The sequence below is a fragment of the Devosia sp. T2-14 genome (assembly GCF_055397495.1).
In genome coordinates, this window is record NZ_AP027921.1 from 489,663 (window position 1) to 502,313 (window position 12,651).

The window sequence follows — 12,651 nt, forward strand, 5'->3', positions numbered from 1 at the left end:
CGTGACCGGCTAGAGGAAGCGCTTGGCCAGCCAGGCCATCTGCTCGCGGTCCTGGAATGGCCCCCCGCCCTCGTGATTGTTGAACTCGTATTCCACCATCACCTTGTCCGCCCCGGCATAGGCGTTGAACGCGCCGTAGACCGTTGACGGCGGGCAGACATCGTCCATCACCGCGACCGAGAACAGCGCAGCCGCGCTGGACTGGCGGGCGAAGTTGACGCCGTCGAAATAGTTGAGCGTCTCATAAACCGCCGCCTTTTTCTCGCGGTGCTGCGCCAGGAACCGCACGAGTTCCAGATAGGGATCGCGCCCGGCCTTCTGCAGCGCACGCGGGTAGTCGCAGAGAAAGGCCACGTCGGCCATCACCGCCTTGACGCGCGGGTCGATGCCCGCCACGGCCAGCGAAATGCCGCCCCCCTGACTGCCGCCGCAAACGGCGATACGCTCGCCATCGACAAAATCCTGCGCCACCAGCATATCGATGGCCCGCACGGCGTCGGTGAAGACGCGGCGGTAGTAGTAGTCATGCTTGTCGAGCACGCCCTTAGTCATCATGCCGGGGATCGAGGGTGTGGTGCCCACCGGGTCCGGCGAAGCGCCCGTGCTCCAGCCGCTGCCCTGCCCGCGCGTATCCATGCGGAAATAGGCGTAGCCCGATGCCGCCCAGTGCAGCAGTTCGTGCGGAAAGCCGCGCCCGCCGCCATAGCCGACATATTGCACCACCAGCGGCAGGCGCCCGCGGCGCTGCGCCGGCAGCACCAGCCAACCCTTGATCGGGTGCCCGCCGAAGCCGGGGAAGGTCACATCGAAGACCTCGACGGCCTTGAGCGTCGTCGCGGCCGGCACGATGCTGACCGTCCCGCCAATAGCGCGCGCCTCGGCAATCGTGGCTTCCCAGAATGCCTTGAAGTCTGCGGGCGTCTGCACCGCGCTCTGATAGGCGCCAAGTTCGGGTTGGATCAGGTCGGGAAAGGGCACGGCAGAACGTCTCCTCAGGTCATGTCGTGCCCGACCATGCACCGCCTCTGCATGCCATGCCAGCCGCACCGACCGTTTGGTCACAGCAAAACAAAACCACCGCCCGGAGGTCGGGGCGGCGGTTTCAGATCAGGGTTTGAGCCCAGCCGGAACCGGCGGAATCTCGTGCAGGAGCGTGATCTCGATCCGCTCATTGGCCGCCATATAGGGGTCATTGGGGAAGAACGGATCTGCCGTCGAACGGCCAACCACCGAATAGATGCGGTCATCTCTAAGCCCGAACTCGCCCAGGATCTGGCGAACCGTATTGGCGCGGTCCGACGACAATTCCCACGAGCTGTAGCGCGGATTGGCATAGGTGCCACCGGCCGCTGTATGACCCGCGATCCGCACCGGAGCCGACAGCTTTTGCAGGATGGGGGCAATAGCCGCGATGGCGCGTCGCGTCGTCTCAGTCGGGTACTTCGAGCCTTCAGGGAACATCGGCCGGCCCTCCTGATCGACAATGCGGATATTGAGCCCTTCCTTGGTCTCCTCGACCAAGAGGTTGTCGGCAATCTCGGTAATATCAGGCATGGCCTGCCAGGCCTGCCGGATACTGGCGGCGGCGCTGTGGAAGGCCTGATCGTCTTCGGCCTTCAGATCATACTGGGAGGCCTTGGCCGGGTCGTAGAGGCTCCCCTCGCCCTCGGCGCGCCCGGACAGGGCGCCTTCCTTGGTGCCGAATTCCATGCCCTTGGGGGTAACCGAAGCGTCGATGGTCACGTCGGGCGTCGAGCCCGCCATCAGCGACGCGGAATCGTCGAGTGCCGTGCCGCCCATCAGCCCGCCGGAACCGCTGGTGGTCGGCGCGATATTGGGTGGCGCGAAATAGGTCGCCAGACCTTCCTTCTGTTCCGGCGTCGTCATGCTGATCAGCCAGAGCAGCAGGAAAAAGGCCATCATGGCGGTCACGAAGTCGGCATAGGCGATCTTCCACGCGCCACCGTGGTGGGCGTGCTTGTTCTTCTTGACCTTCTTGATGATGATCGGCCGGTCGAAATCCGCCATTCTGGCTTTCCGTTTTGGTCTTAGGTCGAAGCGGGCAGGTTCGAGGTGGCTTCGTCGATTTCAGCAAAGGTCGGGCGGTCTTCCGACAGCAGCGCCTTGCGGGCAAACTCGATCGCCATGACGGGAACCTGGCCGGAAATGTGCGCCAGCAACCCCACCTTGAGCGACAGGAAGTACTTCGATTCCGCCTCGTAGATGTTCTTGAGGCCCTGCGCGAAGGGCGCGAAGAACCCGTAGGCCACGAACACGCCGAAGAACGTACCCACAAGCGCGCCGCCGATCATGTGGCCCAGCACTTCCGGCGGCTCGCTGATGGCGCCCATGGTGTGAATAACACCAAGCACGGCGGCCACGATTCCCAGTGCGGGCGTGCCGTCGGCCAGCGCCTGCACGGCACCCACGATGCGCTCGTTTTCCTGGTGGTGGGTTTCCAGCTCCTCGTCCATCAACGCTTCCATCTCATGAACGTTGTTGGAGCCCAGCGTCACCATGCGCAGATAGTCGCAGACGAATTCCACGGCGTGGTGATTGTTGGCGAAGGTGGGAAACCGGTTGAACAGGGTCGATTCATGCGGGTTTTCGATGTGCTGTTCCAGCGCCAGAATGCCCTTGGACTGCACCAGTTTGTAGAGGCTGAACTGCATGCCCAGCAGCTCGACATAGGCCGCCTTGTTGTATTTCGGGCCCTTGAACAGCGTGCCGAACGCACCCAGCGTGCCCTTGATGATCGGGCCGGTATTGCCGATGACGAACGCGCCGATGGCTGCGCCCAAGATGATCACGAATTCAAACGGCTGCCAAAGGACCTGGAAGTGTCCGCCGACCCCGAGATAGCCTCCGACGACGCTACCCACCACAATGACGATGCCGATAATCAGACGCATAAGACCTAAAACTCACCCTGAGAGGGACATCGTTCCCAGGGCGACATTATCGGTCGGTTTACCTTAACAGCGGGTTAGCCTGCGGCCTGTGACGGCTGCGAGGTTCGCAGATCCGCCATGCGACAAGCCTAAGCTTGCCGCATGAACTTGAATCGAATGCTTACTGAGCGCGAACGCGTGAGGGGTCGAGCGTCGCGGGCCGGCCAGCCAGGGCGAGTTGCGCCTGCCGTGGTGCCGTGCGGGCGATCACCTTGCCCCCCTTGATGACGGCAAGGCGGGTGGCCTTGAGGCGGATCGCCTCGATCGGATCGGCCGCCTGCAGCAGCACCATATCGGCCTTGCAACCGACATCGAGCCCGTAGCCTTCAAGGTTGAGAATCCGCGCGGGACCGCTGGTAACCGCCGCAAAACACTGGCGCATCGCGTCACGGCTGGTCATCTGCGCGACGTGCAGGCCCATATTGGCCACTTCGAGCATGTCGGCCTGACCCAGCGAATACCAGGGGTCCATCATGCAGTCCTGGCCGAAGGCGCAGGTGATGTCATAAGCCAGCATTTCGGGGAACCGGTTCATGCCGCGGCGCTTGGGATAGGTGTCGTGGCGGCCCTGGATGACAATGTTGATATTGGGATTGGCGATGGCCGCAACGCCCGCTTCAGCCATCATCGGCAGCAGCTTGCTCACGTAATAGTTATCCATCGAATGCATCGAAGTGAGGTGCGATCCCGCAACGCGCCCGCCCAGACCCAGGCGATGGGTCTCATAGGTCAGCGTCTCGATGTGGCGGCTCAGCGGATCGTCGGTCTCGTCGCAATGGATGTCCACCAGCAGCCCGCGCTCGGCCGCGATCTCGCACAGCGCGGTCACGCTGGCCGCGCCGTCGCTCATCGTGCGTTCGAAGTGGGGAATGCCGCCGACCACGTCAACGCCCATGTCGAGGGCGCGGTTCAGCAGGTCGACCGCACCGGGATAGCGGTAATAGCCATCCTGCGGGAAGGCCACGAGCTGCAGGTCGATATAGGGCGCAACGAGGCGCTTGACCTCGAGCAGCGCCTCGACCCCGAGCAGGCGGTCATCGCAGACGTCGACATGGGTGCGGATGGCCAGTAGCCCCTGCGAAACAGCAAGGTCGCAATAACGCAGCGCACGCTCGATCACCGCTTCATGGGTCAGCAGTGGCTTGAGCTCGCCCCAGATCTGGATGCCCTCAAGCAGCCGCCCGCTTTCATTATGGCGCGGCAGGCCGAGCGACAGGGTGGCATCCATGTGGAAGTGGCAATCCACGAAGGGCGGCGACACCAGCTGCCCGTCCGCGTCGATCGTTTCGCCGGTTTCACCCGCAAGGTTGGTTTCGACCGCTGCAATACGCCCTTCGCGCACCCCGATATCGACGCCGGTGCGGCCATCGGGGAGAGTTGCATTGGTAATCTTGAGGTCGAACACGGGGATACTCCTTGGAAAACTAGTGCCGCTGGCCTTTGAACCACGGCTGCAGCAGGGCGCGCGGATAGTCGGCGCGACGCGCCACTATGACCAACGCCACAATGGACAACAGATAGGGCAGCATCAGGAACACCTGGCCGGGCACCACCTGTCCGATCTGCGCCTGCAGGCGGATCTGGAACGCATCGAACGCTCCGAAAAGCAGCGCCCCCAGCAGAGCCTTGCCCGGCTGCCAGGAGGCAAACACCACCAGCGCGATGCAGATCCAGCCACGGCCATTGACCATGCCGAAGAAGAACGCATCGAAGGCCGACATGGTGAGGAAGGCCCCGCCCAGCGCCATCAGCGCCGAACCTGCAACCACCGCGCCGATACGCAGCCCGCGCACCGAAAGCCCCTGCGCCTCGACCGAGGCGGGGTTGTCGCCCACAGCCCGGATGGCGAGGCCAAGCGGGGTGCGGTAGAGCACGAAAGCCACCACCGCCACCAGCAGCAGCGCCAGCATGGTCATCGGCGTCTGCTGGAACAGCGCGGGACCGATAAACGGCAGATCGCTGAGGCCGGGGATCGAAATCGGCTGGAATGGCGTAATGCGCGGCGGCGACGACACGTTCGGCAGCGCGGTGCGATAGGTGAAGTAGCTGGCGCTGGTCGCCAGCAGCGTTATGCCGATGCCCGAGACGTGCTGGGACAGGCCAAGGATCACCGTCAGCACGGCATGCAGCAGGCCGAACAGCCCCCCGGCGAGCGCCGCGACGAGCACACCTGTCCACAGACCAGCCCCGAGATAGACGGCCAGCCAGCCGGCCATGGCTCCGGCGACGAAAATGCCTTCAATGCCCAGATTGAGCACCCCTGCCCGCTCGCAGATCAGCGCGCCCAGCACGCCGAAAATCAGCGGCGTGGCGATGCGCAAGGCAGCCGCCCAGAAATTGGCCGAGAGGAGGATATCGATAACTTCCATGTTACTCTCCCGCCAGCTTCTGCACCGGGCGCTCGTAGCGCACGCGGCAACGCAGGAAGAAGCTGCCAACCAGCACGCATAGCAGCGACAGCGCCACCACCAGATCCGCCAGATAGCTTGAAATCCCGGTCGCCCGGCTCATCGAATCCGCGCCTACAAAGACCGCGGCCACGAACACCGCCGCGATCACGGCGCCGATGGGCGATAGTCCCGCCAGCATCGCAACCACGATGCCGGTATAGCCAAAGCCCGGTGACAGGTCGGCCGACAAATATCCTTTGACGCCAGCCACTTCGCCAACGCCGGCGAGACCAGCCAGGCCACCCGAAATCAACGCGACCTTGAGCATGGTGGCGTCAACCGGAATACCGGCAAAGCGCGCTGCCGCCTTGTTCTCACCCACAGCGCGGATTTCGAAGCCCAGAACCGTCTTGCGCACCAGCACCCACAGCACCAGCGCCGCGACGACACCCACGATCAGCCCGAAATGCATGCGCATGCGCGGCATCAGCTTGGGATAATCCGCGGCGTCGATGAGCGGCACCGACTGCGGCCAGCCGAGCGCCATCGGGTCCTTCAGCACGCCTTCCACCAGCATCTGGATGAACAGGATGACCACGAAGTTGAGCAGCAGGGTGATGACCACTTCGTCAGCACCGAAGCGCTGCTTCAACACGGCGGGGACCACCATCATCAGGCCACCGGCCAGGAAACCGGCCAGCATGATGGCCGGGATCATCAGGGCTGGCGGCAATTGCACTATACCGCTGCCCACCACGACGGCGGCGAGCGCACCGATATAAAGCTGGCCTTCGGCACCGATATTCCAGAGCTTGGCCCGGAATGCCACGACGGCCGCCAGACCAGTGAGGATCAGCGGAGTGGCGCGGTTGAGCGTTTCGGACAGGGCGAACATCGACCCGAAGGCGCCCTTGAAGATCAGTTCATAGGCCGTCAGCGGTGACCCGCCGGCAAATAGCACGGGGATGGCGACCAGCAATAGCGCCGCCAGGGCCGCCAGCAGCGAGACGCCGATGCGCAGGCCAACCGAGGCTTCGGCGCGCGGTTCTATACGGAAACTCATGGCGTTACCTCAGCTGCCGTGACCACTTGCCCGGCCATCAGCAGGCCAACAGTGCTGCGATCGAGCACGTCCGAGGCTCCGGCGTCGGTGACTTCCCCGGCGTGAACCACAAGAAAACGGTCAGCAAGGGCGAACAATTCGTCAAGATCCTCTGAAATCACCATGACGGCGGCGCCGCCGTCGCGGGCGGCGATAATGCGGCGGTGCACCTCGGCCTGCGCGCCGACATCGAGGCCACGCGTCGGCTGGTTGGCCAGGATAACCCTCGGAGAACGCTCAAGAACCCGCGCGAGGATGAGTTTTTGCACATTGCCGCCCGACAGCAGCCGCGCCTCTGCATCGGGTCCCGGGCAGCGAATATCGTATGCAGCAATGGCTGCAACTGCCCGTTGCTGCATCGCTTTGCGATTGAGCAGGCCAAACCGCTGGAAATCCGGGCTTCTGACGTCCTCGATGGCGATATTGTCGGCCACCGACATCACGCCAATGCTTCCATCATGCTGACGATCTTCTGGCATTCTTGCGACTCCGGCCGCGACTAGCGCGCGCGGATCAGCAGATTTGATCGCCTTGCCATAAAGCAGCACCTCGCCCCCATCGGGAACGGCCAGACCGGAGAGCAAGGCGGCGATCGCCGCCTGCCCATTGCCCGACACCCCGGCGACGCCGACAATCTCGCCGGCACGGAGCGAGAAACTCGCATCGGTGAGCGGCGAGCGGGCCGGTGCGCGCTTGAGCGTCACGTTTTTGAACTCGACCAGCGCCGCGCCGGGGGCGGGCTGGGTGCGATGCACCTCGGCCACGGCCTTGCCGACCATCAGGTCGGCGATGGCGCGGCGGTCGGCCTGCGCGGTCACCAGCTCACCGGCCTTGCGACCGGCGCGCAGCACGGCGATGCGATGGGAGACCGAGAGCACTTCGCCCAGCTTGTGGGAAATGAAGATGACGCCCAGCCCGCGCGCCGCGAGACGGCGCAGCACGCCGAACAGGCCTTCGGATTCCTGCGGCGTCAAAACGGCCGTGGGTTCGTCGAGGATCAGCACCCGCACGTCGCGATAGAGTGCCTTGAGAATTTCGACCCGCTGCTTTTCGCCAACGGTCAGCGCGGCCACCTTGCGGTCGAGGTCCACCTCGAGCCCGCTTTCGGCGATGATCTGCTCGACGCGGCGCCGGGCGGCGCGGCCGCTGGCGGGGCGCAGCAGGGGCTCGGTGCCGAGCCTGATATTGTCGAGGCCGGAGAGATTTTCGGCGAGGGCAAAGTGCTGGTGCACCATGCCGATGCCGGCGGCCAGGGCAGCGCCAGGCGAGCCCGGCGGCAGCACGACGAGGCCATTGTCGCCAGCGACGCGGACAACACCCTCGTCCTGCACGTAATGGCCGAAGAGGATATTCATCAGCGTCGTCTTGCCGGCACCGTTTTCGCCCAACAGCGCCAGGATCTCGCCCCGATGCAGGGTGAGATCCAATCCGTCATTGGCTACGAGTGCGCCGAAACGCTTGGTAATGCCCTCCAGCGAGAGCACGACATCGCCTTGCTTATCCTGCATGTGTGCCCCGGCAAGATGCGCCGGGCACCCTGAAGCGGCGCCCGGCTGGAAGAATTACATGCTCGAGGTCGGCTCGGCGTCGTTGATTTCGACGGTGAACGTGCCTGCGAGGATTTCGGCTTCCTTGGCCTTTGCCGCAGCAACCGCTTCCGGACCGGCCAGCGCCTCATCGACAACCATGCTCGAACCACCATGGGCCATGAAGGCGTAGATGCCGTAATCCGACGCGGTGAAGGTACCGGCCTTCACATCGGCAATGGCCTTGTCGATCATCGGCTCACCATGCCAAAGCGCGCTGGCGAGGATGGTGCCGGGATAATCGGCGGCGGTATCGATCACGTTGCCGATGGCCAGAACACCGCGTTCCTTGGCCGCGTCCGAAACGCCGAAGCGCTCGGCATAGAGGATATCGGCGCCGGCATCGATCATGGCGAAAGCGGCTTCCTTGGCCTTCGGGGGATCGTACCAGGAGTTGATGAAGCTGACCGAGAACTTCACGTCGGGATTGACCGACAGCGCACCGGCCATGAACGCGTTCATCAGGCGGTTCACTTCGGGAATGGCGTAGCCGCCGACCATGCCGATCTTGTCGGTTGCGGTCTTGGCACCGGCAATCATGCCCGTGAGGTAGCTCGGCTCATGGATGAAATTGTCGAAGGTGGCGAAGTTCGGCTCAACCGGTGCGAGCGACGAGCCCATCAGGAACTTGATTTCGGGATATTCGGCGCCAACGGCACGCGCCGGCTGCTCGACGCCAAACGCCTCGCCGACCATCAGGGCGACGCCCTGCTCGGCATATTCGCGCATCACGCGCTCGTAGTCGGTGTTCGACACGTTCTCGGAATAGACATATTCGATCTCGCCGCGATCCTTGGCAGCGATGAGCGCATTGTGCAGGCGGCTCGCCCACTGCTGCTCGACCGGAACGGTCCAGACCGCTGCGACCTTGGTGAGGTCCTGCGCCCAGGCCGGAACACCCATGACCAGCGCCGCGCCCAGCGCGAGGCCAGCCACTACTGTACGACGTGCAATCTTAGTTTTGTCAGTCATTTGCGACCTCGTTTTGTCCAAAAAACGCCAAGCTTCCCTGCCGCCCATCTAGGCGGGAATGGGGGGGCCTTGGCAAGTGAGGAAAGCAGGCCATCCACTGGCCAGAGGCGCGCACGCGGCACGTTCAATCTAAAATCCGGGGCGCGCCCAAAAAAAAGAAGCCCCGGAGGGCTTCTTTTGAGGTCAAAACCGGCTGGCGCTAGAACTTGGCCGTCATGTTGAGGAACACGCCGTGATCGTCATAGGTGAGATCACGCAGGTCGTCGGAGAACTTGCCGAAGTTGTAGCCCACGCCCACGCGGAACTGGTCCGTGAAGTCATAGGAGATGGCCGCCAGGGCGCCGAAATCGGCGATGGTGGTCTGCGGATTGTAGAGCGCCCGCGCTTCGAGCAGGACGCTCCAGTCTTCGAGCACGGCAATATCGGCACGCAGTACGCCCAGATGGACCGTCGACTTGGCGAAGTCCTTGGGGTCACGGCTGGCCGAGACCTCGCCCACGCGCAGGCCATATTTGGCGCCAACGGTCAGGTAGGGCGTGATGTCGTAATTGGCGTCGACGCTGAGGATGTGGCTGCGCTGCGCCGGACCCAGTACCGTCGCGGTGCCGCGTGACACCTGATCGGGACCCGGCAGGTCATAGAGATAGGTGTAGCGGAACAGGGCATTGAGCCGGTCATTGTCGATCGGGCGATAGGCCGCGCCGACACTGGCTTCGACATAATCTCCATCGAGAATGGCGCTCTGGTCGGAGCGGCTGAGCAGGCTGTTGAACCCGGCCAGCACGCGCCAGCTCTCGTCGGTCTTGACCGACAGGCCCGACTGCAGCAGGGCCGTGGTCCGGTCGCGCTTGTGGTCGGCGGAGTTCTCGAAGCGCAGCTCGCCACGGTTGGTCCAGTCGATGGCATCGTCCTTGTAGCCGAAGCCCAGCGAGAGAGCATGGCGATCGAAGTCGCTTGCACTCTGGTCAACGATGCGACCGGTTTCGTAGAGACCCCAGCTGGTCCAGTGCGCGTCATGGGTGAAGTCGACGCCATAGAGCGCCGTGGCCGAACCGGCATCGGAGAACAGGCCGAAGGTATTTTCGGCACGAACGGAAACCGCTTCGTTGATGCGCTGTTCGGAGCCCAGTACGACACCGCTCAGCGCCTTGTTCTGGACGAAGAAGTCGTCCTGAGCCGAAGGACTGACGCGGACACCGGCATAGGTGCGCTTGCCCGGCTCGGATTCGTGGCTGACCGTGGCCATGGCCTGCGGACCGGTGGTGCCGACCGAGCCTTCGCCCGACAGCGTCCAGTCTTCGGCGATGCGGATATCAGCACCAAACCCGACGCGATCATTGCGGCCAAAGCCTTCGCTATGCGCCAGCGTCGCCTGGCCGAAGCCATAGAGTGTCAGATCGTCATCGGGGTTATAGGCCAGCCGCAGGCCTAGATCGGTGCGCGAACCATTGGCGCTTGCCGCGCCGCCGGGGCGCACTTCGTCCCGATGCAGCAGGCCAAGGCTGACCGCCCAGGCTTCGCTCAGGCGATAGCGGACCTCGGCACCCAACTCGTCGCGGCGCGCGCCCGTGGCATTGTCGATGTGGTCATAATTCAGCGCCAGCGCCAGATCAGCGGTGATCTGCGCGTCGATGAAGCCGTTGAAGGCCAGCGTGTCATGGGCGGCCTGCTGGTCGATGGTGGAGAACCCGGCCTGGCGGCCTTCCAGCGTGAAGCCGGCGACGGCATCGAACGTGCCTTCCATGAAATCGTCGAGCGCGACCTGGCCATGCAGGCGATAGGCATGGGCGGGTGCGACCGTGCCCGACACCGGCTGCTGCACATAGGTCATGCCGCCATCGGTGGAGAGCCAGTTGGAGAGGGACGACCCCTCGCTGCGCAGGATTTCGGCTTCAAGGAACGAGCGCTCGGTCGGTGCGACTTTGACATTGGCGCCATAGACGCGGACGTCGCGATTGCTCTCGACCGTCTCGCTCATGCCGACCACGCCGACGCTGACGACATCGCCGAAACGCACCGTGCCGGCGCCGCCAAAGGCATATTCGCCAATATCGGCATTGGGCGGGCTGAACTCATACTGGGCCACGAGATTGACGACGTCGTCGCTGCTCGATTGTACGGCGCCCGTTGCGCGTTCGGTGGAGGCCAGCGGACGCGCCAGGATAACGAGGCCCTGCATGTAATTAATGGTGTAGTCGACACCGGCGCGCAGGCGCGTGGTGGAGACGACCATGCCGGTCGTGGCGTTGCGGCGCTCGATGCTGATGGTTTCCGAACCGGCCACCACGTCCTGACGGCGCAGCACATAGGCCGAGCCGCCCGTGCCCCGCAGCACGTCGCGCGCCGGCAAGGTGCCCGGCTGGGCGGCATAGCCATTGGCCTCGAAGACCGGCTTGCCATTGGCGGTCACGGCATCGGATTCGACGCGGGCGGCGGCGCCATAGAGCACGCGCTCGCTGCGCAGCAGCTGGCTGTTGCCCACCACGGTGCGGAAATTGCCCCACATCACGCTGCTCGGGCCACGCTCGAGCCGGACATAGAACTTGCCGCGCGTCGGGGCGTCATCGACCATCACCGAGTCATCGCCATAGACCGGATAGTACTGGTTGGGATCGATGCGGCGCAGCACGGCCTGCGGATCGCTGGACAACACGCCGTTGAACATCTCCGACAGCGGGCCCTCCCCGGTATCGGCCGACGCGGTCAGCAGGTATTCACCCTTGATCTTGCCCTTGAGATAGAACGCCGCCCTGCCCTTGGCATAGACGCCGTCAAACTCGCCGGGATTGGCGTCGATGATCTTCCCGTCGCCCCAGCGCTTGCCCAAGGTCAGGTCGGCCATGCCGACATAGAACCAGTCCTGCGTCGGGATGTTGATGTCGCGGGTGAACACCATGCCCGCGCCATTGGGCGCATCGACGGCCACTTCAATGCTGTGGTCGCCGCTCGGCAGGATGCGCTGGGTGACGAAGGCGCCGGTGGCATCCACCGGAACGCTTTCGCCCAGGATATGGGCGGTGCCGCCTGCCGGTAGGTTGGTGCCGTGCACCGTGACCATGCCACCTTCGACGGTGATGTTGCGCACGCCGGTGCGGTCATCGCCCCAGACCGGCAGGTCGGTCGCCTCGGTGGCGATCTCCTCGCTACGGGTCAGCTTGAGCGCCAGCGTTTCGTCGAACCGTCCATTCCGGTCGTAGACGCGGGCGACATAGTAGAATTCGCCGCTGCGATCGGCCGGCACCTGCCAGTCGACCGGCTTGCCCGCCTGGGCTGGTAGCACGGCAACCGACTTGTCGGTGCCCGCTTCATAGATGCGCACTTCCGAACGCGCGATCCATGGCGCGTAATTGGTGTCGATGACGAAGTTCACCACCTCGCCGACGCGATAGACGCTGCGCCGATTGACCGGCAGCACATTGAGGCTGGGCTTGGCGCCCAGGCCATCAAAGGTCACCTGAATGTCGGTCAGGGCCAGCGCGCGGTCGGTCTCGCGCTTGGTATCGCGCGGCACGGGATCGCCGGCAACATGGGTGCCGTCGACCGAGATCGAAAAGCCCACCTGGGCCAGGGCCGGCGTCGCCAGCCCCAGCGTCAACATCGAGGTGGCCGCGAGTGCGGAATGGCGGAGGGTCCTGAAAATGCCCTTCATG

General features: G+C 64.1%; 9 protein-coding genes. All 9 read right to left on the reverse strand.

All coding sequences use genetic code 11. The features are described 5' to 3' along the window. Positions 1–9 precede the first annotated feature (9 nt). Positions 10–978 (reverse strand): acetylxylan esterase, encoded by a 969-nt coding sequence (locus ACZ5WT_RS02415; RefSeq protein ID WP_464285799.1) that lies wholly within the window; start codon positions 976–978, stop codon positions 10–12. Positions 979–1,107: 129 nt separating this feature from the next. Continuing rightward, the gene (locus tag ACZ5WT_RS02420) at positions 1,108–2,028 is read right to left on the reverse strand and encodes a flagellar motor protein MotB (protein WP_464285800.1); all 921 of its coding nucleotides are present in this window, start codon (positions 2,026–2,028) and stop codon (positions 1,108–1,110) included. A gap of 20 nt (positions 2,029–2,048) precedes the next feature. Next, positions 2,049–2,912, reverse strand: a complete 864-nt coding sequence (motA, locus tag ACZ5WT_RS02425) for a flagellar motor stator protein MotA (protein ID WP_464285801.1) — start codon at positions 2,910–2,912, stop codon at positions 2,049–2,051. 160 nt (positions 2,913–3,072) lie between these two features. After that, positions 3,073–4,356, reverse strand: a complete 1,284-nt coding sequence (locus ACZ5WT_RS02430) for an amidohydrolase family protein (RefSeq protein ID WP_464285802.1) — start codon at positions 4,354–4,356, stop codon at positions 3,073–3,075. 19 nt (positions 4,357–4,375) lie between these two features. Next, entirely contained in the window at positions 4,376–5,320 is a 945-nt protein-coding gene (locus ACZ5WT_RS02435; protein WP_464285803.1) for an ABC transporter permease, read from the reverse strand. 1 nt (position 5,321) lies between these two features. Beyond that, complete coding sequence (locus ACZ5WT_RS02440) at positions 5,322–6,404, reverse strand: ABC transporter permease (protein WP_464285804.1); 1,083 nt, start codon at positions 6,402–6,404, stop codon at positions 5,322–5,324. Continuing rightward, the gene (locus ACZ5WT_RS02445; protein WP_464285805.1) at positions 6,401–7,951 is read right to left on the reverse strand and encodes an ABC transporter ATP-binding protein; all 1,551 of its coding nucleotides are present in this window, start codon (positions 7,949–7,951) and stop codon (positions 6,401–6,403) included. Before ACZ5WT_RS02445 ends, ACZ5WT_RS02440 begins: the two co-directional genes overlap by 4 nt. 54 nt (positions 7,952–8,005) lie before the next feature. Further along, positions 8,006–9,001, reverse strand: a complete 996-nt coding sequence (locus ACZ5WT_RS02450; RefSeq protein ID WP_464285806.1) for a BMP family protein — start codon at positions 8,999–9,001, stop codon at positions 8,006–8,008. Between the two features lie 199 nt (positions 9,002–9,200). After that, the gene (locus ACZ5WT_RS02455) at positions 9,201–12,650 is read right to left on the reverse strand and encodes a TonB-dependent receptor (protein ID WP_464285807.1); all 3,450 of its coding nucleotides are present in this window, start codon (positions 12,648–12,650) and stop codon (positions 9,201–9,203) included. Position 12,651 lies beyond the last annotated feature (1 nt).

Coding starts and splice junctions, on each gene's coding strand:
- ACZ5WT_RS02420 (WP_464285800.1), bottom strand. CDS start 2,028: ATGGCGGATTTCGACCGGCCGATCATCATCAAGAAGGTCAAGAAGAAC.
- motA (WP_464285801.1), bottom strand. CDS start 2,912: ATGCGTCTGATTATCGGCATCGTCATTGTGGTGGGTAGCGTCGTCGGA.
- ACZ5WT_RS02435 (WP_464285803.1), bottom strand. CDS start 5,320: ATGGAAGTTATCGATATCCTCCTCTCGGCCAATTTCTGGGCGGCTGCC.
- ACZ5WT_RS02440 (WP_464285804.1), bottom strand. CDS start 6,404: ATGAGTTTCCGTATAGAACCGCGCGCCGAAGCCTCGGTTGGCCTGCGC.
- ACZ5WT_RS02445 (WP_464285805.1), bottom strand. CDS start 7,951: ATGCAGGATAAGCAAGGCGATGTCGTGCTCTCGCTGGAGGGCATTACC.
- ACZ5WT_RS02450 (WP_464285806.1), bottom strand. CDS start 9,001: ATGACTGACAAAACTAAGATTGCACGTCGTACAGTAGTGGCTGGCCTC.
- ACZ5WT_RS02455 (WP_464285807.1), bottom strand. CDS start 12,650: ATGAAGGGCATTTTCAGGACCCTCCGCCATTCCGCACTCGCGGCCACC.